Source organism: Ideonella sp. B508-1, assembly GCF_000333615.1.
GTDB lineage: Bacteria > Pseudomonadota > Gammaproteobacteria > Burkholderiales > Burkholderiaceae_C > Ideonella.
In genome coordinates, this window is record NZ_BADL01000074.1 from 1 (window position 1) to 22,072 (window position 22,072).

At 66.8% G+C, this 22,072-nt stretch carries 15 protein-coding genes, 4 tRNA genes and 1 pseudogene; 18 read left to right on the plus strand and 2 right to left on the minus strand.

What is annotated here, in order from left to right:
• Positions 1-498: 498 nt before the first annotated feature.
• From I73_RS03200 to rpoC, 18 genes and pseudogenes are all read left to right on the plus strand, one after another.
• A complete protein-coding gene (locus tag I73_RS03200) occupies positions 499-1,098 on the plus strand; it encodes an aminodeoxychorismate/anthranilate synthase component II (protein WP_022979296.1) in 600 nt (199 codons plus the stop codon).
• Positions 1,095-2,189: a low-specificity L-threonine aldolase gene (gene ltaE / locus I73_RS25680; protein WP_022979297.1), complete on the plus strand. Its 1,095-nt coding sequence runs from the start codon at positions 1,095-1,097 to the stop codon at positions 2,187-2,189. Before I73_RS03200 ends, ltaE begins: the two co-directional genes overlap by 4 nt.
• Positions 2,190-2,210: 21 nt before the next feature.
• On the plus strand, positions 2,211-3,248 hold the full coding sequence (gene trpD / locus I73_RS03210) for an anthranilate phosphoribosyltransferase (RefSeq protein WP_022979298.1): 1,038 nt from the start codon (positions 2,211-2,213) through the stop codon (positions 3,246-3,248).
• Positions 3,245-4,043: pseudogene (trpC, locus tag I73_RS25685) on the plus strand (indole-3-glycerol phosphate synthase TrpC). The gene trpD and the pseudogene trpC overlap by 4 nt, the downstream one beginning before the upstream one ends.
• Before the next feature lie 4 nt (positions 4,044-4,047).
• The gene (locus tag I73_RS25690) at positions 4,048-4,845 is read left to right on the plus strand and encodes a uracil-DNA glycosylase (RefSeq protein WP_022979299.1); all 798 of its coding nucleotides are present in this window, start codon (positions 4,048-4,050) and stop codon (positions 4,843-4,845) included.
• A 75-nt stretch (positions 4,846-4,920) separates the two neighbouring features.
• Positions 4,921-5,006: transfer RNA gene (locus tag I73_RS03225), tRNA-Tyr, on the plus strand.
• A 31-nt stretch (positions 5,007-5,037) separates the two neighbouring features.
• Positions 5,038-5,111: transfer RNA gene (locus I73_RS03230), tRNA-Gly, on the plus strand.
• Positions 5,112-5,209: 98 nt separating this feature from the next.
• Positions 5,210-5,284 (plus strand) — tRNA-Thr (locus I73_RS03235).
• 47 nt (positions 5,285-5,331) lie between these two features.
• Positions 5,332-6,522, plus strand: a complete 1,191-nt coding sequence (gene tuf, locus I73_RS03240) for an elongation factor Tu (RefSeq protein WP_022979300.1) — start codon at positions 5,332-5,334, stop codon at positions 6,520-6,522.
• 21 nt (positions 6,523-6,543) lie between these two features.
• Positions 6,544-6,619, plus strand: a tRNA-Trp gene (locus tag I73_RS03245).
• 182 nt (positions 6,620-6,801) lie between these two features.
• Positions 6,802-7,188, plus strand: coding sequence for a preprotein translocase subunit SecE (gene secE, locus I73_RS03250; protein WP_022979301.1), 387 nt, complete (start codon positions 6,802-6,804; stop codon positions 7,186-7,188).
• Between the two features lie 34 nt (positions 7,189-7,222).
• A complete protein-coding gene (gene nusG, locus I73_RS03255; protein WP_022979302.1) occupies positions 7,223-7,801 on the plus strand; it encodes a transcription termination/antitermination protein NusG in 579 nt (192 codons plus the stop codon).
• A gap of 116 nt (positions 7,802-7,917) precedes the next feature.
• Positions 7,918-8,349 (plus strand): 50S ribosomal protein L11, encoded by a 432-nt coding sequence (gene rplK / locus I73_RS03260; protein WP_022979303.1) that lies wholly within the window; start codon positions 7,918-7,920, stop codon positions 8,347-8,349.
• Position 8,350: 1 nt separating this feature from the next.
• Entirely contained in the window at positions 8,351-9,058 is a 708-nt protein-coding gene (gene rplA / locus I73_RS03265) for a 50S ribosomal protein L1 (protein WP_022979304.1), read from the plus strand.
• Between the two features lie 295 nt (positions 9,059-9,353).
• Positions 9,354-9,875: a 50S ribosomal protein L10 gene (gene rplJ, locus I73_RS03270; protein WP_022979305.1), complete on the plus strand. Its 522-nt coding sequence runs from the start codon at positions 9,354-9,356 to the stop codon at positions 9,873-9,875.
• Between the two features lie 54 nt (positions 9,876-9,929).
• Complete coding sequence (gene rplL / locus I73_RS03275) at positions 9,930-10,310, plus strand: 50S ribosomal protein L7/L12 (RefSeq protein WP_022979306.1); 381 nt, start codon at positions 9,930-9,932, stop codon at positions 10,308-10,310.
• A 321-nt stretch (positions 10,311-10,631) separates the two neighbouring features.
• A complete protein-coding gene (rpoB, locus tag I73_RS03280) occupies positions 10,632-14,753 on the plus strand; it encodes a DNA-directed RNA polymerase subunit beta (protein WP_022979307.1) in 4,122 nt (1,373 codons plus the stop codon).
• A gap of 68 nt (positions 14,754-14,821) precedes the next feature.
• Positions 14,822-19,045: a DNA-directed RNA polymerase subunit beta' gene (gene rpoC, locus I73_RS03285; protein ID WP_022979308.1), complete on the plus strand. Its 4,224-nt coding sequence runs from the start codon at positions 14,822-14,824 to the stop codon at positions 19,043-19,045.
• 90 nt (positions 19,046-19,135) lie between these two features.
• Here rpoC and I73_RS03290 read toward each other — a convergent pair whose 3' ends face one another.
• Together I73_RS03290 and I73_RS03295 are read right to left on the minus strand one after the other, a co-directional pair.
• Entirely contained in the window at positions 19,136-21,607 is a 2,472-nt protein-coding gene (locus I73_RS03290; protein WP_022979309.1) for a prolyl oligopeptidase family serine peptidase, read from the minus strand.
• A gap of 98 nt (positions 21,608-21,705) precedes the next feature.
• Positions 21,706-22,072, minus strand: a 367-nt coding sequence (locus tag I73_RS03295) for a putative toxin-antitoxin system toxin component, PIN family (protein ID WP_022979310.1), incomplete at its 5' end; no start/stop codon positions are given.

The following is a 22,072-nucleotide window of genomic DNA, read 5'->3' on the forward strand; positions in this document are numbered from 1 at the left end:
GACGCGGGGTTGGGCAAGCCCAAGGTTCGGGCGGGGCGGGGCATGGCGTCCTCCTTCCTGTGAGGGGGTTCACGCGGGCTATCGGCGCCCAAAGATGCGCCATGAAGTCCGCCTGCGTCGGGCGGACGGTTTCCGTGACGGATGCCACGGCCCGGTGCGGCGGCCTGCACCGCCCGCTGCCGCGCCAGGATGTGGATAATGGGCGCCAAACACTGCTTGCTGGCCATGTCCGAGAACTCCTTTCTCCGCCCGACCCCCGCGACCCTGGCCGTCGCGTCGTCGTGGCGTCGCGACAGGGCCTGTGCCGTGGCCGGTCCCTGCGGGCGATGGCGTCGCCCGCACCACTGCTGATCGGCTATCCCGCGGGCAGGTGCTGACCGTGCCGCCCGACGCCGGCCTCCCATCCCTGGAGGTGCCAGGCCACCTCCCTTCCCATCCGGTTTCCGGTGCCCGGCCGCGTGCCTGCGGTCCGTGCCCGTCCCCTGCGCGAGGTTCCTCATGCTGTTGATGATCGACAACTACGATTCCTTCACCTTCAACCTGGTCCAGTACTTCAGTGAGCTGGGCGAGGAGGTGAAGGTGGTCCGCAACGACGAGATCACCCTGGAAGGCATTGCCGGCCTGCGGCCGGACCGCCTGGTGCTTTCGCCCGGCCCCTGCTCGCCGGCCGAGGCCGGCATCTGCGTGCCGGCCATCCGGCACTTCGTTGGCAAGCTGCCCATCCTGGGCGTGTGCCTGGGCCACCAGAGCATCGGGGCGGCCATGGGCGGGCGCATCGTGCGTGCCGCCACCCAGATGCACGGCAAGACCAGCGTCATCACCACCGACCGGCGCGGCGTCTACGCCGAGCTGCCCGAGAAGTTCACGGTCATCCGCTACCACTCGCTGGTGATCGAGCGGGCCAGCCTGCCGGCCGAGCTGGAGATCACCGCCACCTCTGAGGACGGCGAGATCATGGGCGTGCGCCACACCGAGCTGGCGGCCACCGATGCCCCGATGGAAGGCGTGCAGTTCCACCCCGAGTCCATTCTGTCCGAGCAAGGCCACGCCATGCTGCGCAACTTCCTGGCCATGGGCCGCGTGAAGGAGGCCGCATGAGCGCTGCGAGCCCCTCGGCGCCGGTGGTCGACCTGCGCAGCGACACCGTCACCCGGCCCACCGCCGCGATGCGCGAGGCCATGATGGCGGCCGAACTGGGGGACGACGTCTTCGGCGACGACCCCACCGTCCTCCGCCTGCAGAACCGCCTGGCCGCGCTGCTGGGCAAGGAGGCGGCGCTGTTCGTCTCCAGCGGCACCCAGAGCAATCTGCTGGCGCTGATCAGCCACTGCGAGCGCGGTGACGAGTACCTGGCCGGGCAGATGGCCCATTGCTACCGCTACGAAGGTGGCGGCGCGGCCATCCTGGGCAGCATCCAGCCGCAGCCCCTGCCACAGCAGGCCGATGGCACGCTGGCGCTGGCCGACATCGCCGGGGCCATCAAGCCCATCGACCCGCATTTCGCCCGCACCAAGCTGCTGTGCCTGGAGAACACCTGGAACGGCCAGCCGCTGACGCTGGACTACCTGGACGCCGCCACGGCACTGGCGCGCCAGCATGGCCTGGCCACCCACCTGGACGGAGCCCGCCTGTTCAATGCGGCGGTGGCCACGGCGGCGGGCGGAGACCCGTATGCCGCGGCCCGGCGCATCGTGGCCGAGTTCGATTCGGTCTCGGTCTGCCTGAGCAAGGCCCTGGGCGCCCCGGTGGGCTCGGTGCTGTGCGGCTCCAAGGCGCTGATCGAGCGGGCCCACCGCTGGCGCAAGGTGCTGGGCGGCGGCATGCGTCAGGTGGGGCTGCTGGCCGCGGCCGGCCTGCACGCGCTGGACCACCATGTGGCCCGCCTGGCCGATGACCACGCCCTGGCCCAGCGTCTGGCGCAAGGGCTGGCGGGCATCGAGGGCTTGAGCGTGCGCAGCGCGTCGACCAACATCGTCTTCGTGGATGTGGCCGAGGGTCGCGGGGCCGTGCTGCTGGAACACCTGGCCGCGCGCGGCATCCTGGCCACCGGGCTGATCGGCCTGCGCTTCGTCACCCACCTGGATGTGGACGCGGCCGGCATCGACCGCACGCTGGCGGCGGTGCGCGAGTTCTTCGCGCTGCCGGTGGGTGCCCATGCCCGCGCCGCCACTGCAGCCGCCCCTTACTGATTTCCTGCCATTTCCGACACCATGAGCATCAGCAACACCGACGCGCTGACCCGCGTCATCGAGCACCGCGAGATCTTCCACGACGAGATGCTGACCCTGATGCGGCGCATCATGAACGGCGAGATGTCGCCGGTGATGATTGCCGCGCTGGCCATCGGCCTGCGGGTCAAGAAGGAGACGGTGGGCGAGATCGCCGCTGCCGCCCAGGTGATGCGCGAGTTCGCCACCCCGGTGCCGGTGGCGGACCGCCACCAGCTGCTGGACATCGTCGGCACCGGCGGGGACGGCGCCCACACCTTCAACATCTCGACGGCCTCTACCTTCGTCGCGGCGGCGGCCGGTGCCCGCGTGGCCAAGCATGGCGGGCGCAGCGTGTCCTCCACCAGCGGCAGTGCCGACGTCATCGAGGCCCTGGGCGGCAACCTGATGCTGAGCCCGGCCCAGATCGCCCGCTGCCTGGAGGAATGCGGCATCGCCTTCATGTACGCGCCCAACCACCATGCCTCGATGAAGCATGCCGCGCCGGTGCGCAAGGAGCTGGGCGTGCGCACCATCTTCAACATCCTGGGCCCGCTGACCAACCCGGCCGGCGCGCCCAACACCCTGCTGGGCGTCTTCCACCCGGACCTGGTGGGCATCCTGGTGCGGGTGCTGCAGCGCCTGGGCGCCGAGCATGCCCTGGTGGTCTACGGCATGAACGGCATGGACGAAATCTCGCTCTCGGGCGAGACCCTGGTGGGCGAGCTCCGGGACGGCGAGATCCGCGAATACCGCGTCCACCCCAGCGATTTCGGCCTGCCGGTCTACGACAGCCGGGTGCTCAAGGTGGCCAACCGTGACGAATCGGTGCAGTGCATCCAGCGCGCCCTGGCCAACGAGGACGGCCCGGTGCGCGACATCGTGCTGCTCAATGCCGGTGCGGCGCTCTACTGCGCTGGCGTGGCCGAGAGCATTGCCGACGGCGTCAAGCGCGCCCGCGAGGCCGTGGCCTCGGGCGCCGCCATGGCCAAGCTCAGCCAGTTCGTGGCGGTCAGCCACCAGCTGAAGGACGCAGCATGAGCGGGACCCCGGACATCCTGCAGCGCATCGTCGCCGTCAAGCACGAGGAGGTGGCGGCCGCCCGCCTGGCCCGCCCGCTGGCGGACGTGCGCCGCGAGGCCGAGGCCCGGCGCGACACCCGCGGCTTTGCCGCCGCGCTGCGCGCCAAGGTCGCCGCCGGCCAGGCGGCGGTGATCGCCGAGGTCAAGAAGGCCAGCCCCAGCAAGGGCGTGCTGCGCGACCCCTTCGATCCTGCGGCCATCGCCGCCAGCTATGCCGCCCACGGCGCCGCCTGCCTGAGCGTGCTGACCGACGAGCGCTTCTTCCAGGGGGCCGTGGCCTACCTGCAGCAGGCGCGGGCGGCCTGTGCGCTGCCGGTGCTGCGCAAGGACTTCATGGTCGACGAGTACCAGGTGGTCGAGGCCCGGGCCATCGGCGCCGACTGCATTCTGCTGATCGCGGGCCTGCCTGGACGACGCGCAGATGGCCGACCTGGAGGCCACGGCCATGGGCCTGGGCATGGATGTGCTGGTGGAGGTGCACGACGGCGAGGAGTTGGAGCGCGCCCTGCGCCTGAAGACGCCGCTGCTGGGCATCAACAACCGCAATCTTCGGACCTTCGAGGTCTCTCTGGACCACACCTTGGCCCTGCTGCCTCAGGTGCCGGCCGACCGCCTGCTGGTGACCGAGTCCGGCATCCTGGCGCCGGCCGACGTGCAGCGCATGCGCGCGGCCGATGTCCACGCCTTCCTGGTCGGCGAGGCCTTCATGCGCGCGCCGGACCCCGGCGTGGCCCTGCAGGCCCTGTTCGGCTGAGGCGATGGCCCGTCCTCGCAAGACGCCGCCCGCGGCCCAGGCGGGCCTGCGGCCGGCCGATCCCGTGGCGCCCGTTCCGGCGTCGGCCGACAACCGGCTGAGGGCGCCGGCCGAGGCCTGGCTGACGGCCACGGCACCCGACTGGCAGCCACTGGTGCAAGCCTGGCGTGACAGCCCGGCGGGCCAGGGTCTGCTGGTGCATCTGGCCGCCCGTCAGGCCGCCGGGGCCACCATCTACCCGGCCTGGCCGCTGCGGGCGCTGGCGCTCACGCCGCTGGCGGCGGTGCGGGTGGTCATCCTGGGGCAGGATCCTTACCACGGCCCGGGTCAGGCCGAGGGCCTGGCATTTTCGGTGCCAGTGGGGGTGAGGACGCCGCCCAGCCTGCGCAACATCTTCGTCGAGCAACAGCGCGACCTGGGCTGGCCCATGCCGTCGCACGGCCATTTGGCGGCCTGGGCCGGGCAGGGCGTGCTGCTGCTCAACACCGTGCTCACGGTCGAGGACGGCCTGCCCGCGTCCCATGCCCGCCAGGGCTGGGAGGCGCTGACCGATGCCCTGATCGGGGCCGTGGCCGCCCAGCCACGGCGCATCGCCTTCCTGCTGTGGGGCGCCCATGCCCAAGCCAAGGCCGCCCTGATCGAGGCCCAGGCGCCGGGGCGGCACCTGCTGCTGCAGGCCAACCACCCTTCGCCGCTGTCCGCCCGCCGTCCGCCGGTGCCTTTCATCGGGTGTGGCCATTTCTCGGCGGTGGCCCAGGCCGTCCCGGACCTGGACTGGCGCCTGGAGACGGCGCTGGGTTGAATTTCAAAAAAGATCGTGCGCGGACAGTAGCCAACTCCAAAAACGCTGTGCTATAGTGCGTGGCTCTGCTGCTACGGAGGGGTGCCCGAGTGGCTAAAGGGGGCAGACTGTAAATCTGTTGGCTTACGCCTACGCTGGTTCGAATCCAGCCTCCTCCACCAAAGCGCAGAGACAACCGAAGAACGAATCCCGGCGGGAGTAGTTCAATGGTAGAACCTTAGCCTTCCAAGCTAATGACACGGGTTCGATTCCCGTTTCCCGCTCCAGGCTCTGGGGCCATCGGTTCGGTTGTGGGTGTGTGTAGAAGGATCTGTCGACACAGGTCTGGGAGTTCGGAAGTGTCAGCTTCCAGTCCTGTGTCGATGCCCATGTGGCTCAGTGGTAGAGCACTCCCTTGGTAAGGGAGAGGTCGCGCGTTCGATCCGCGCCATGGGCACCACCCCTTCCCTGTCTTTTTTTTGATCTCGAACGCCGCAGGAGCGCAAGATGGCAAAAGGCAAGTTTGAACGGACCAAGCCGCACGTGAACGTGGGCACGATTGGTCACGTGGACCATGGCAAGACGACGCTGACGGCGGCGATCACGACCATCCTGTCGAGCAAGTTCGGCGGCGAGGCCAAGGCCTACGACCAGATCGACGCTGCGCCCGAAGAGAAGGCCCGCGGCATCACGATCAACACCGCGCACGTCGAGTACGAGACCGCCAACCGCCACTACGCCCACGTGGACTGCCCGGGGCACGCTGACTATGTGAAGAACATGATCACCGGCGCGGCGCAGATGGACGGCGCGATCCTGGTGTGCTCGGCCGCTGACGGCCCGATGCCCCAGACCCGCGAGCACATCCTGCTGGCTCGTCAGGTGGGCGTGCCCTACATCATCGTGTTCCTGAACAAGTGCGACATGGTCGATGACGCCGAGCTGCTGGAACTGGTGGAAATGGAAGTGCGCGAGCTGCTGAGCAAGTACGACTTCCCGGGCGACGACACCCCGATCGTGAAGGGCTCGGCCAAGCTGGCGCTCGAAGGCGACAAGGGCGAGCTGGGCGAACAAGCCATCATGAAGCTGGCTGACGCGCTGGACACCTACATCCCGACGCCCGAGCGCGCCGTGGACGGTGCCTTCCTGATGCCGGTGGAAGACGTGTTCTCGATCTCGGGTCGCGGCACCGTGGTGACCGGCCGTGTCGAGCGCGGCGTGATCAAGGTTGGCGAAGAAATCGAAATCGTCGGTATCAAGCCCACCCAGAAGACCACCTGCACCGGCGTGGAAATGTTCCGCAAGCTGCTGGACCAAGGTCAAGCTGGCGACAACGTCGGCATCCTGCTGCGCGGCACCAAGCGTGAAGACGTCGAGCGCGGCCAAGTGCTGGCCAAGCCCGGCTCGATCACCCCGCACACGCACTTCACCGCCGAGGTGTACGTGCTGAGCAAGGACGAAGGCGGCCGCCACACCCCGTTCTTCAACAACTACCGCCCCCAGTTCTACTTCCGTACCACGGACGTGACCGGTGCCGTGGAGCTGCCGAAGGACAAGGAAATGGTGATGCCGGGCGACAACGTGTCGATCACCGTCAAGCTGATCGCCCCGATCGCCATGGAAGAAGGCCTGCGTTTCGCCATCCGTGAAGGTGGTCGTACCGTCGGCGCCGGCGTCGTCGCCAAGATCATCGAGTAAGACTCGAACAGGAAAGGCTGCAGGGGTATAGCTCAATTGGCAGAGCGTCGGTCTCCAAAACCGAAGGTTGGGGGTTCGATTCCCTCTGCCCCTGCCAACCGGCCGTGATTCACTGACCAGAATCGACGTCCGGTTCGACACCCAGCCAGGGTCCGCAGGTTCCTGGCAGCCTTGTTTCCAGCCCGCAGGTGCTTCGCTCCGGCGGGCTTTGCTGCTGTTAGGTCCGCCTGGTCGACGGAAGCAGGATGCGCCCGCATCCCGGATTCGCAAGTGAAAGCAATGTCCACCACTCCCCAAGTCGAAACGGTCTCCACCGGCGCCGAGAAAGCCAAGCTGGCTGCGGTGGCGGTGCTGGTGATCGGCTCGATCGCGGCCTTCTACGTGCTGGGCCAGCAGGACATGTGGCTGCGCGTGCTGGTGCTGCTGGTCGGTCTGGCTGTCGCGGTGGGCGTGTTCTTCGTCTCCGATGCCGGCAAGCAGATCATTGCCTACGGCCGTGATTCGGTGCGCGAGGTGAAGAAGGTCGTCTGGCCGACCCGCAAGGAGGCCACCCAGATGACCGCTTACGTGTTCGCCTTCGTCCTGCTGATGGCCATTTTCCTGTGGCTGACCGACAAGTCGCTGGAATGGGTGTTGTACGACCTGATCCTGGGCTGGAAGCACTGATCGGTCGACGCAACGCACACAAAGGATCCCGAGCATGAGCGAAACCACCCCCACCGACGTCACCCCCGCCGCTGCACCGAGCCCGCTGCGTTGGTACGTGGTGCATGCCTATTCCGGCATGGAGAAGGCGGTCGAGCGCAATCTGCGTGAACGCATCGACCGCGCCGGCATGCAGGCCAAGTTCGGCCGCATCCTGGTGCCGACCGAAGAAGTGGTCGAGCTGAAGAACGGCAAGAAGTCGGTCACCGAGCGTCGCTTTTTCCCCGGCTATGTGCTGGTCGAGATGCTGATGGACGACGAGACCTGGCACCTGGTGAAGAACACCGGCAAGGTCACCGGCTTCGTCGGCGGCGCCAAGAACCGTCCTTCCCCGATCTCGGAAGCCGAGGTCATGAAGATCGTCAACCAGATGCAGGAAGGCATCGAGAAGCCCCGGCCCAAGGTCGAGTGGGAGGTTGGCGAGCTGGTGCGGGTCAAGGAAGGCCCGTTCACCGACTTCAACGGCGCGGTCGAGGAAGTCAACTACGAGAAGTCCAAGGTCCGCGTGTCGGTCACCATCTTCGGTCGGGCCACCCCGGTCGAGCTGGATTTCTCGCAGGTCGAAAAAGTTTGAGTTTTCGGCCGCAGGCGGGATCGTCCCGGCGCCTGCGGCTTCCTTCGTTCCGGGCGAAATGGCGAGGAGCCGACGGGCGCGAGCCCCGAAGCGTTGGAACTCGATAGGAGCCATTCATGGCAAAGAAGATCGTCGGCTTCATCAAGCTGCAGATCCCGGCCGGCAAGGCCAACCCCTCTCCCCCCGTGGGCCCGGCGCTGGGTCAGCGCGGTCTGAACATCATGGAGTTCTGCAAGGCGTTCAACGCCCAGACCCAGGGCATGGAACCTGGTCTGATGCTGCCCGTGGTGATCACCGCCTTCGCGGACAAGTCCTTCACCTTCGTGCTGAAGTCGCCCCCGGCGACCGTGCTGATCAAGAAGGCCATCGGCCTGGGCAAGGGCTCGGACAAGCCGCACCTGACCAAGGTCGGCAAGATCTCGCGCGCCCAGCTCGAGGAAATCGCCAAGGTGAAGCAGAAGGATCTGACCGCTGCCGACCTGGACGCCGCGGTGAAGACCATCGCCGGCTCGGCCCGCTCGATGGGCGTGATCGTGGAGGGCGTGTGACATGGCAAAGCTGACCAAGAAGGCCAAGGCCCTGCAAGGCAAGGTGGACAGCCTGAAGCTGTACGCCATCAATGAAGCCCTGGCGCTGGTGAAGAGCTGCGCCACCGCCAAGTTCGACGAGTCGATCGACGTGGCCGTGCAGCTGGGCATCGATGCCAAGAAGTCGGACCAGGTCGTGCGTGGCGCGGTCGTGATGCCCAACGGCACCGGCAAGACCAAGCGCGTGGCCGTGTTCGCCCAGGGTGCCAAGGCTGAAGAAGCCAAGGCCGCCGGTGCGGACGTGGTCGGCATGGAAGACCTGGCCGAGCGCGTCAAGGCCGGTGACATGCCCTTCGACGTGGTGATCGCCTCCCCGGACACCATGCGCGTCGTCGGTACCCTGGGTCAGATCCTGGGCCCCCGCGGCCTGATGCCGAACCCCAAGGTCGGCACCGTGACCCCGGACGTCGCCACGGCCGTCAAGAACGCCAAGGCGGGTCAGGTCCAGTTCCGCGTGGACAAGGCCGGCATCATCCACGGCACCATCGGCCGTCGTTCTTTCGACGACGACAAGCTGGTCGGCAACCTGGCCGCGCTGCTGGAAGCCCTGAACAAGGCCAAGCCGGCCTCGTCCAAGGGCGTCTACCTGCGCAAGGTGGCCGTGTCCTCCACGATGGGCGTCGGCGCCCGCGTGGACATCGGCTCGATCGCGCTGAACGCTGCGGCCTGATCGGCCGCGTGAACACCGGCTGGTGCGGCCGTCTTGACGCGCCAGCCCGATGAATTGGTGGGCTGAAGCTTCTCCGGAAGCTTCAGGCCATCCAAGACCGCTGGCGGCGCCCTTCGGGGTGCCTTAATCACAAGGCCGGATCCGTCCGACCCCGTGGCCAGCGCAGATGGCGTCCCCGCCGTGAGCAACAGAGATTCCAGTGATGGTGCTCTTCTTCGCCACGGCAAGGTCGCTGCAACCCAGGTGTGTCCGAGGGTGTTCGCACCCCAGGACACGTTGATGTGAGGAGTAGACCTTGAGTCTCAACCGCAACGAAAAGGCGGCCGTGATCGAGGAAGTGGCAGCGCAAGCCGCCAAGTCCCAGACCCTGGCGCTGGCCGAGTACCGTGGCCTCACCGTGGAAGCCCTGAACAAGCTGCGCGTCGAAGCGCGTGCCAAGGGTGTGTATCTTCACGTGCTGAAGAACACCCTGGCCCGTCGCGCCGTCGCCGGCACCCCGTTCGAGGTGGCCTCGGAGAGCATGGCCGGTCCGCTGATCTACGGCTTCTCGGAAGATGCCGTGGCTGCCGCCAAGGTCATCGCTGACTTTGCCAAGGGCAACGACAAGCTGGTCATCAAGGCTGGTGCATACGCGGGCAAGGCCCTGGACGTCGATGGCGTCAAGGCCCTGGCTTCGGTGCCGAGCCGCGAAGTCCTGCTGTCGCAGATCGCTGGCCTGCTGAAGTCGCCGGTGCAACGCACCGCCGCTGTGCTGGCCGCGCTGGCCCAACAAAAGGGTGGCGGCGCCGAAGCGCCCGCCGAAGCTGCTGCCGCCTGATCGGCACGCACGCCCTGCATCCCATTCACTGAATCACTGAAATAGGTACATCAAATGGCATTCGACAAAGACGCCTTCCTGACCGCCCTGGACTCCATGACCGTCATGGAACTGAATGACCTGGTCAAGGCCATCGAAGAGAAGTTCGGCGTGTCCGCCGCCTCCATGGCCGCTCCGGCCGCCGGTGGCGCTGCTGGCGGCGCTGCTGCTGCTGCTGAAGAGAAGACCGAGTTCAACGTCGTGCTGCTGGAAGCCGGCGGCAACAAGGTCGGCGTGATCAAGGCCGTGCGTGAACTGACCGGCCTGGGCCTGAAGGAAGCCAAGGACATGGTCGACGGCGCTCCGAAGGTCGTGAAGGAAGGCATTGCCAAGGCCGACGCCGAAGCTGCCGTGAAGAAGCTGGTGGAAGCCGGCGCCAAGGCCGAGCTGAAGTAATTCGCTCCGTCGCCAAGAGGCTGGGGGTCCGAAAGGCCCCCGGCCTTTTGTGCTTGATGGACGAGCTCACGGAAACCCTTCCGAGAGCAGTTGGAAAATCCCGAGCGATAATCGGGGGTTTTCCAAGTGTTCTCTGATCCGACTGCAGAAGAACAGGTTTGGTCGGACTCCGGTGCAACGCCGGGGTTGTCCGCCAGCGGCTGGTAGTGGCCAGCCACCAAGCTTTCAGGCGCCTCCATGGTGGACGCGTGCCTGCAAAAGCCAGTCGCCTTGCGAGGAGCGTGCCACGGCCGGGCGCGCCTCGTCGCTACGGAGTGTTCAATGGCGCAAGCAACCCCCTACACCTACACCGAGCGCAAGCGTATCCGCAAGAGCTTCGGCAAGCGTGAGAGCGTTCTCAACGTCCCCTACCTGCTGACCATGCAGCAGGACTCGTACGTCGCCTTCCTGCAGAAGGACGTGCCTCCCGCCCAGCGCAAGCCCGAGGGCCTGCAGGCGGCCTTCCTGTCCGCGTTCCCGATCGTGTCGCACAACGGGTTCGTGGAGATGAAGTTCATCGAGTTCAACATCGCCAAGCCGGCCTTCGATGTGCGCGAGTGCCAGCAGCGGGGTCTGACCTTCGCGGCCGCCGTGCGCGCCAAGCTGCAGATGATCATCTATGACCGCGAGGCGCATCCCGCCAAGGTGGTCAAGGAGATCAAGGAGCAGGAGGTCTACATGGGCGAGGTGCCCCTGATGACCGACTACGGCTCGTTCATCGTCAACGGCACCGAGCGCGTCATCGTCTCCCAGCTGCACCGTTCGCCGGGCGTGTTCTTCGAACACGACAAGGGCAAGACCCACAGCTCGGGCAAGCTGCTGTTCAGCGCCCGCATCATCCCCTACCGCGGTTCCTGGCTGGACTTCGAATTCGATCCGAAGGACATCCTGTACTTCCGCGTCGACCGCCGTCGCAAGATGCCGGTCACCATCCTGCTCAAGGCCATCGGCCTGAACCCCGAGCAGATCCTGGCGCACTTCTTCAAGAACGACACCTTCCGCCTGATGGATTCGGGCGCGCAGATGGAGTTCGTGCCCGAGCGCCTGAAGGGCGAGGTGGCCCGCTTCGACATCACCGACAAGGACGGCAACGTCATCGTCGAGAAGGACAAGCGCATCACCGCCCGCCACGTGCGCCAGCTGGAGCAGACCGGCACCCAGTTCGTCTCGGTGCCCGAGGACTTCCTGGTGGGTCGCGTGGTGGCCCGCAACATGGTGGACGCCGACACCGGCGAGATCATCGCCAAGGCCAATGACGAGCTGACCGAATCGCTGCTGAAGAAGCTGCGCTCGGCGGGCGTCAAGGACCTGCAGTGCATCTTCACCAACGAGCTGGACCAGGGCGGCTACATCAGCCAGACCCTGTCGCTGGACGAGACCGTCGACCAGCTGGCCGCGCGCGTGGCGATCTACCGCATGATGCGCCCTGGCGAGCCGCCGACCGAGGACGCCGTCGAGGCCCTGTTCAACCGCCTGTTCTACAGTGCCGACACCTATGACCTGTCGCGCGTGGGCCGGATGAAGTTCAACGCCCGCGTGGGCCGCGACACGCCTGAAGGCGCGATGACCCTGTCCAACGAGGACATCCTCGACGTGGTCAAGATCCTGGTCGAGCTGCGCAACGGCCGTGGCGAGGTGGACGACATCGACCACCTGGGCAACCGCCGTGTGCGTTGCGTGGGCGAACTGGCCGAGAACCAGTACCGCTCGGGCCTGGCCCGCATCGAGAAGGCCGTGAAGGAGCGTCTGGGCCAGGCCGAGACCGAAGCCCTGATGCCGCACGACCTGATCAACTCCAAGCCGATTTCCGCGGCCCTCAAGGAGTTCTTTGGTGCGTCGCAGCTGTCCCAGTTCATGGACCAGACCAACCCCCTGTCCGAGATCACGCACAAGCGTCGTGTCTCGGCCCTGGGCCCGGGCGGTCTGACCCGCGAGCGCGCCGGCTTCGAAGTCCGTGACGTGCACCCGACCCACTACGGCCGCGTGTGCCCGATCGAGACGCCGGAAGGCCCGAACATCGGCCTGATCAACTCGCTGGCCCTGTACGCCCGCCTGAACGAATACGGCTTCCTGGAGACGCCGTACCGTCGCGTGGTGGACGGCAAGGTGACCGACCAGATCGACTACCTGTCGGCCATCGAGGAAGGCAAGTACGTGATCGCCCAGGCGAACGCGTCGCTGGACGAAGACGGCAAGCTGATCGACGAACTGGTGTCGGCCCGCGAGCGCGGCGAATCCGTGCTGCTGTCGCCCGAGCGCGTGCAGTACATGGACGTGGCGCCGGCGCAGATCGTCTCGGTGGCGGCCTCGCTGGTGCCCTTCCTGGAGCACGACGATGCGAACCGCGCGCTGATGGGCGCCAACATGTCGCGTCAGGCCGTGCCGGTGCTGCGCCCCGAGAAGCCGATGGTCGGCACGGGCGTCGAGCGCGTGGCCGCGGTCGACTCGGGCACCGTGGTGACCGCCCGCCGTGGCGGCGTGGTGGACTATGTCGACACCAACCGGGTGGTGATCCGCGTCAACGATGCGGAAACCGTCGCCGGTGAAGTCGGCGTGGACATCTACAACCTGATCAAGTACCAGCGTTCCAACCAGAACACCAACATCCACCAGCGCGCCATCGTCAAGCGTGGCGACAAGGTGGGTGCCGGTGACGTGCTGGCCGACGGCGCATCGACCGACCTGGGCGAACTCGCCCTGGGTCAGAACATGCTGATCGCCTTCATGCCCTGGAACGGCTACAACTTCGAAGACTCGATCCTGATCTCCGAACGCGTGGTGGCCGAAGACCGCTACACCTCGATCCACATCGAGGAACTGGTGGTCATGGCCCGCGACACCAAGCTGGGCTCCGAGGAAATCACCCGCGACATCCCGAACCTGTCCGAGCAGCAACTGGCTCGCCTGGACGAGTCCGGCATCGTCTACATCGGCGCGGAAGTGAACCCCGGCGACGTGCTGGTGGGCAAGGTGACCCCGAAGGGCGAAACCACCCTGACCCCGGAAGAGAAGCTGCTGCGCGCGATCTTCGGCGAGAAGGCGTCCGACGTGAAGGACACCTCGCTGCGGGTGGACCAGGGCACCCAGGGCACGGTCATCGACGTGCAGGTCTTCACCCGTGAAGGCATCCAGCGCGACAAGCGCGCCCAGCAGATCATCGACGACGAGCTCAAGCGCTTCCGCCTGGACCTGAACGACCAGCTGCGGATCGTCGAGGCCGACGCCTTCGACCGGATCAAGAAGCTGCTGGTCGGTTCGGTGGCCAACGGCGGCCCGCAGAAGCTGGCCAAGGGCACCGCCATCACCGAAGAATACCTGTCGGGCATCGACAAGTACCACTGGTTCGACGTGCGCCCGGCCGAGGAGGCGCTGGCCAACCAGCTCGAGTCGATCAAGAACGCGCTGGAACAGACCCGCCATGGCTTCGATCTGGCCTTCGAAGAGAAGCGCAAGAAGCTGACCCAAGGCGACGAGCTGCCGGCCGGCGTGCTGAAGATGGTCAAGGTCTACCTGGCCGTTAAGCGCCGCCTGCAGCCTGGCGACAAGATGGCCGGCCGTCACGGCAACAAGGGTGTGGTGTCCAAGATCGTGCCGGTCGAGGACATGCCCTACATGGCCGATGGCACGCCCGCCGACGTGGTGCTGAACCCGCTGGGCGTGCCCTCGCGGATGAACGTGGGTCAGGTGCTGGAAGTCCACCTGGGCTGGGCGGGCAAGGGCCTGGGCGAGCGCATCGGCGACATGCTGCAGCGTGAAGCCGCCGTGGCCGAGATCCGCCAGTTCATGGACAAGCTCTACAACAAGTCGGGCGGCAAGCAGGAGCATCTGGACGACCTGTCCGACGCCGAAGTGCTGGAGATGGCCCAGGAACTGACGAAGGGCGTGCCCTTCGCCAGCCCGGTCTTCGACGGCGCCGAGGAGAGCGAGATCCACCACATGCTGCAGCTGGCCTTCCCGGAAGACGTGGCTGCCAAGAAGGGCCTGACCGCCACGCGCACCCAGGCCTGGCTGTCCGACGGTCGCACCGGCGAACCCTTCGAGCGTCCGACGACCATCGGCTACATGCACTACCTGAAGCTGCATCACCTGGTGGACGACAAGATGCACGCCCGCTCGACTGGCCCGTACTCGCTCGTCACCCAGCAGCCGCTGGGCGGCAAGGCGCAGTTCGGTGGTCAGCGCTTCGGTGAAATGGAAGTGTGGGCCCTGGAAGCCTATGGCGCGGCTTACGTGCTGCAGGAAATGCTGACCGTGAAGTCCGACGACGTGAACGGCCGCACCAAGGTCTACGAAAACATCGTCAAGGGCGAACACGCCATCGACGCCGGCATGCCGGAATCGTTCAACGTTCTGGTCAAGGAAATCCGTTCGCTGGGTATCGACATGGAACTGGAGAAGGACTGAGCGCCTTGCGCGCCCTGTTGGTTTTCCATTCCCCCTGATCGATACACAGTCAACCTGGAGAAAGACACATGAAAGGCTTGCTGGACCTGTTCAAGCAGTTCACCCCCGACGAGCACTTCGACGCGATCAAGATCGGGCTGGCCTCGCCCGAAAAGATCCGCTCGTGGTCCTTCGGTGAGGTGAAGAAGCCCGAGACGATCAACTACCGCACGTTCAAGCCCGAGCGTGACGGTCTGTTCTGCGCCAAGATCTTCGGCCCGATCAAGGACTACGAGTGCCTGTGCGGCAAGTACAAGCGCCTGAAGCACCGTGGCGTGATCTGCGAGAAGTGCGGCGTTGAAGTCACCCAGACCAAGGTGCGTCGCGAGCGCATGGGTCACATCGACCTGGCCGCGCCCTGCGCCCACATCTGGTTCCTGAAGTCGCTGCCGTCGCGTCTGGGCCTGGTCCTGGACATGACGCTGCGCGACATCGAGCGCGTGCTGTACTTTGAAGCCTACGTGGTGGTGGACCCGGGCATGACCCCGCTGAAGAAGTTCAGCATCATGTCCGAGGACGACTACGACGCGAAGCGTCAGGAGTTCGGTGACGAGTTCATCGCGCTGATGGGTGCCGAAGGCATCCAGAAGCTGCTGGCCGACATGGACCTCGACGTCGAGATCGACCGCCTGCGCAACGACATGACCGGCAGCGAGCTGAAGGTCAAGAAGAACAGCAAGCGTCTGAAGGTCATGGAGGCCTTCAAGAAGTCGGGCATCAAGCCCGAGTGGATGATCATGACGGTGCTGCCGGTGCTGCCGCCGGACCTGCGTCCGCTGGTGCCGCTGGACGGTGGCCGTTTCGCCACCTCGGACCTGAACGACCTCTACCGTCGCGTCATCAACCGCAACAACCGTCTGGCCCGTCTGCTGGAGCTCAAGGCCCCTGAGATCATCGTGCGCAACGAAAAGCGCATGCTGCAGGAAGCCGTGGACAGCCTGCTGGACAACGGCCGCCGCGGCAAGGCCATGACCGGTGCGAACAAGCGTGCCCTCAAGTCGCTGGCCGACATGATCAAGGGCAAGAGCGGTCGCTTCCGTCAGAACCTGCTGGGCAAGCGCGTCGACTACTCCGGCCGTTCCGTCATCACCGTGGGCCCGACCCTCAAGCTGCACCAGTGCGGCCTGCCCAAGCTGATGGCCCTGGAGCTGTTCAAGCCCTTCATCTTCTCGCGTCTGGAGGCGATGGGCATCGCCACCACCATCAAGGCGGCGAAGAAGGAAGTGGAATCGGGCACGCCGGTGGTCTGGGACATCCTTGAAGAAGTCATCAAGGAACACCCGGTCATGCTGAACCGTGCCCCGACGCTGCACCGTCTGGGCATCCAGGCCTTCGAGCCGGTGCTGATCGAAGGCAAGGCCATCCAGCTGCACCCGCTGGTCTGCGCGGCCTTCAACGCCGACTTCGACGGTGACCAGATGGCCGTGCACGTGCCGCTGTCGATCGAAGCGCAGATGGAAGCCCGCGCCCTGATGCTGGCCTCCAACAACGTGCTGTTCCCGGCTTCGGGCGAGCCGTCCATCGTGCCGTCGCAAGACGTGGTGCTGGGCCTGTACTACTCGACCCGCGAGCGCACCAACGCCCGCGGCGAAGGCATGGTCTTCTCCGACACCGTGGAACTGCGCCGTGCGCTGGACTGCGGCGCCGTGGAGATCACTGCCAAGATCAGCGTGCGTCTGACCGAGTGGACCCGGGACGACAACGGTGAATTCCAGCCGCAGATCAAGCTGGTGGAAACCACCGTCGGCCGCGCGCTGCTGTCGGAAATCCTGCCCAAGGGCCTGCCCTTCTCCAACCTCAACAAGGCGCTGAAGAAGAAGGAGATCAGCAAGCTGATCAACACCTCCTTCCGCAAGTGCGGCCTGAAGGAAACCGTCGTCTTCGCCGACAAGCTGCTGCAGTCGGGCTTCCGCCTGGCCACCCGCGCTGGCATCTCGATCGCCATCGAGGACATGCTGGTGCCGCCGCAGAAGGTGGGCCTGATCGACCGCGCCGAGAAGGAAGTCAAGGAGATCGAGCAGCAATACGTCTCGGGTCTCGTGACCGCCGGCGAGCGCTACAACAAGGTCGTGGACATCTGGGGCAAGACCGGTGACGAGGTGGGCAAGGTCATGATGGGCCAGCTCTCCAAGGAAAAGGTCATCGACCGCAACGGCAAGGAAGTGGATCAGGAGTCCTTCAACTCCATCTACATGATGGCCGACTCGGGCGCCCGGGGTTCTGCCGCGCAGATCCGCCAGCTCGCCGGGATGCGGGGCCTGATGGCCAAGCCGGACGGCTCGATCATCGAGACCCCCATCACCGCGAACTTCCGCGAAGGTCTGAACGTTCTGCAGTACTTCATCTCCACCCACGGTGCCCGTAAGGGCCTGGCGGACACGGCGCTGAAGACCGCGAACTCCGGCTACCTGACCCGTCGTCTGGTGGACGTGACCCAGGATCTGGTGGTGACCGAGGACGATTGCGGCACCGAAGCCGGCTTCGCGATGCGCGCGCTGGTCGAAGGCGGTGAGGTCATCGAATCCCTGCGCGACCGCGTGCTGGGCCGCGTGACCGCCGTCGAAGTGGTGCACCCGGAAACCCAGCAGGTGCTGATCGAAGCCGGCACCATGCTGGACGAGGACACCCTGGACGCCATCGAGTCGGCCGGCGTGGACGAGATCAAGGTCCGCACCCCGCTGACCTGCGAGACCCGTTACGGTCTGTGCGCCAAGTGCTATGGCCGTGACCTGGGCCGCGGTGGTCTGGTCAACACCGGTGAGGCCGTGGGCGTGATCGCCGCGCAGTCCATCGGTGAGCCGGGCACGCAGCTGACCATGCGGACCTTCCACATCGGTGGTGCGGCCTCGCGCGCGGCCATCGCCTCCAGCGTCGACGCCAAGTCGGACGGCATCATCGGCTTCAACGCCACGATGCGTTACGTCACGAACGGCAAGGGCGAACTGGTGGTGATCTCGCGTTCCGGCGAAATCGTCATCACCGACCCGCACGGCCGTGAGCGCGAGCGCCACAAGGTGCCGTACGGCGCGATCCTGAACGTCAAGGCCGACCAGACCATCAAGGCCGGCACCATCCTGGGCAACTGGGACCCGCTGACCCGCCCGATCATCACGGAATTCGCCGGCAAGGCGAAGTTCGAGAACGTCGAGGAAGGCGTGACCGTGGCCAAGCAGGTGGACGAGGTCACCGGCCTGTCCACCCTGGTGGTGATCGACCCAAAGCGCCGCGGCGCCGCCAAGGTGGTGCGCCCGCAGGTCAAGCTGCTGGACGCCAATGGCCAGGAAGTGAAGATCCCGGGCACCGACCACTCGGTGACCATCGGCTTCCAGGTCGGCGCGCTGATCCAGATCCGCGACGGTCAGGACCTGGCCCCGGGTGAAGTGCTGGCCCGCATCCCGGTCGAAGGTCAGAAGACCCGTGACATCACCGGCGGTCTGCCGCGGGTGGCCGAGCTGTTCGAAGCCCGCTCGCCCAAGGACAAGGGCGCGCTGGCCGAGATCACCGGCACGGTGTCCTTCGGCAAGGAAACCAAGGGCAAGGTGCGTCTGCAGATCACCGACCCGGACGGCAAGGTCTGGGAAGAGCTGGTGCCCAAGGAAAAGAACATCCTGGTGCACGAAGGCCAGGTGGTGAACCGCGGCGAACTGATCGTCGACGGCGCGGCTGATCCGCAGGACATCCTGCGTCTGCTGGGTGTCGAGGAACTGGCCCGCTACATCGTCGACGAAGTGCAGGACGTCTACCGTCTGCAGGGCGTGAAGATCAACGACAAGCACATCGAGGTGATCGTTCGCCAGATGCTGCGCCGCGTGCAGATCGTCAACCCGGGCGACTCGTCCTACATCGCCGGCGAGCAGGTCGAGCGCTCGGAGCTGTTCATCACCAACGAGAAGCTGCGTGGCGAGGACAAGATCCCCGCGACCTATGCCGACGTGCTGCTGGGCATCACCAAGGCGTCCCTGTCGACCGACTCGTTCATCTCCGCGGCCTCCTTCCAGGAGACCACCCGCGTGCTGACCGAAGCGGCCATCATGGGCAAGCGCGACGAGCTGCGTGGCCTGAAGGAAAACGTGATCGTGGGTCGCCTGATCCCGGCCGGTACCGGCATGGCCTTCCACCAGGCCCGCAAGGCCAAGGAAGAGATGGACGAGACCGAGCGTCGCGCCATCGCCCTGCAGGAAGCCGAGGAACTGGCCTCGGCCCAGCTGGCCAGCCTGGATGCCGCCTCCGGCACCGAGCCGAGCGCCGACTGACCGACCGTCGCTCCATCATGCAAAAGGCGCCCCTCGGGGCGCCTTTTTTCATGGCCTCTCAGGCCCGTCGAGGAACGGGCACCGGGATGCTCACTTCGCGGGGGCGTTCTTCACATAGGTGTCGAACCAGTCCAGCATGTCGTGCACCAGTTGCTCGTTGGACTCCAGGGCCGTGTACCAGTGCGGCTCATGCGGCAGCATCAGGAGCCGGGTGGTGCCGCCGTTGCCGCGGATGGCCTGGTAGAGCTTGAGCGACTGGATGGGCTCGGTGCCGGGGTTGGCATCGTCCTCGCCGTGCACCAGCAGCAGCGGCTTCTTCAGGGTGTCGGCCGAGAAGAAGGGCGAGGCCTGCAGGTAGACGTCCCGCACCTGCCACACCGAGCGCCGCTCGTTCTGGAAGCCGAAAGGCGTCAGCGTCTTGTTGTACGAGCCACTGGAGGCCACGCCGGCCCGGAAGAGGTCGGTGTGAGCCAGCAGGTTGGCCGTCATCAGCGCGCCATGGCTGTGGCCGGTGACGCCGATGCGATTGCGGTCCACCACGCCCATCGCCACGGCCTTGTCCACCGCGGCCTGCGCGTCGGCCGTGAGCTGCTGCAGGTAGGTGTCGTAGGCCGTCTTGGGGTCGCCCACGATGGGGAAGCTGGCGTTGTCGATGATGGCGTAGCCGGCCAGCAGCAGCAGGCGGTAGTAGGGCAGCCGCGTGAAGGTGTTCTGGCTGCCGGTGACCTGGCCGGCCTGTGCGCTGCTGGCGAAGTCCATCGGGTAGGCATAGAGCACCGCCGGCAGGCGGGTCCCGGCCTGGTAGCCCGGCGGCGTGTAGAGCGTGAAGGACAGGTCCACGCCATCGGCGCGCTTGTAGCTCACCAGCTGCTTGCGGATCTGCCGCACCTCGGGGGTGGGGTCGGGCACGTGGGTGAGCTGCTGGCCGGCGCTGGCGTAGCGGGCTTCGCCCTCGGCGGCCTCCGGTCGGGGTGCGCCCAGCGAGCGCAGGAAGGCGTTGGGCGGATCCATGACCGACTGGCGCCACGACAGGAAGCGTCCGGCCTGGGCCGTGAAGCCCAGGAACACGTCATAGTCGTCCGTGCCGCTGCGGAACAGCCGCTCGGTCTTCAGCGAGCCCAGGTCCAGCTTGTCCAGGAAGGGGCGGTCCCCCTGCGGCGAGGCGCCGCGGCCCCGCAGGAACACCGCGTCACCCTCCATGCGCACCGCGTAGGCGCCGTTGGGCAGCACCTGGTAGACGAAATCGCCCGGGCGCTTGTACTGCTCGTCGGAGGACAGGTCCCACAGCACGCGGCCGGGCAGGCCGGGCTGGTCGACGTCGACGATGCGGGTGGTCTGCCAGTGCCGGTTCTCGTCGACCTCGGTCAGGAAGCTGACATCACGCCGTGGCGTCCAGGCGAAGCCGGCAAAGCGCTGTCGTGTCCGCCCGATCTCGGTGGGCTGGCCGCTGAAGGGGGCGGCCCAACGCATCAGACGGTCGCGCTCGGGCACGTCCACGTTCCAGTCGCCCTTGTCCAGTGCCTCGGACCAGACCAGGGTGGCGGGTTCGGTGGCGCGCCAGTCGAAGTTGATCGGGCCCTCAGGCACGCCGTGCACCGGCACCCGGTCGGCCAGGGGCTGGCGGGCGATCGTCTGGGTCTGGCCGGTGCCCAGGTCCAGCACGGCCACGTCGTGGGCGAAACGCTCGTAGGTGACGGCGTGCGAGTAGGGCGGCTGGAGCGCCTCGGTCAGCACATGCAATCCGTCCGGCGCGCCGTTCACCTCGGTGTAGAGGGCGGGGCGGCCCACGGCACGCACCCGGCCGCTCGCGGCATCCACCACCGCCAGCTGCGAGCTGCCGTAATAGGCGAAGCGCGCTTCGTCCAGCGCGTTGCGCAGCGTGTCACGGGCTTCGTAGGTGCTGCTCACCCCCTTGCCGCCCAGCGACTGCTGGATGTCCGGGCCGATGGCGGCGGCGGTCTCGGCCGGGGGGCGGCCCTGCCCATCGGGCACCTTCTTGACCAGCAAGGTCTTGCTGCCTTGCAGCCATTGCACCGTGGCCCCGAAGATCGGGTTGAGCGCCAGATGGGGAATCTGCCGGATCTGACCGGTGGCGGCGTCGCCCAGCCACAGCTCCACCGCGCTGGCGGTGACGTTCTGGAAGGCAAAGCGCTGCCCGTCAGGTGACCACAAGGCGGGCGAAGGGCAGGCGCCGGCCGGCAGCGGCACCCGGGTCTCGCGGCCGCTGGCGATGTCCACCAGCGTGAAGTCGGCCACGCAGGCCGGGATGCCATAGCCCGCGGGGGTGTCGTGGCGGCTGCGGTTGGCCGGCTCCAGGCGCACGCCCGCGAGCTTGTAGAACGGGCGGGCGACCCGCTCGATGGAAGGATAGGTCTGCGACGTGGTCAGCAGCAGGCGCCGGCCGGAGGGGTCCACGCTGGGGGAGGGCGGCGGGGGGGCCTTCAGGACCTTGAGCAGCTGTTCGGGCGGGGTGTCGTACCCCGCGTGGGCCGAGGCGCCGACCAGCGCCGCGGCGCTCAGCAGGAGCAGGGGGGTGAACCGGAGAGGCCGGTGGAGATGCATGGTGGTGTTCTCTCGTGGATGAACGGGGGGGCGGGGCGGGTGGGCCCCTGCCGCGCGACTCTAGCGCACCCCTCGACCCTGCGTGCGCTGTGGCCCGGTCAGTGGCCTGCTGCCGGGATGGGCGCCTGCCAGAGGTCGGGAGGAAGGACCTGCACGCCGCCTTGACGCAGGCAGCGCCGGGCCAGCTTCAGCACGGCCTTGTCCCGGCTCACCAGCCAGCGGGCGCCGTGGGTGAGCGCCAGGTCGATGAACTTCTGGTCGTCCCGGTCCCGGCAGCGGGGCCAGTCGCCCAGCGGGGCGGTGGGGGCGGGCCGGATGTCAGCCCAGCGGTCGAAGGCCGCCAGCACCTCGGCCGGAGCGACGGCCCAGCGGCCGGCAATGCCCCGGCTCAGCACGTGGGCCAGTTCGTCCCGCATGGCGGGCGTGGCGATCCAGCGCCAAGCGCCGGCCTGCAGCCCGGTCAGC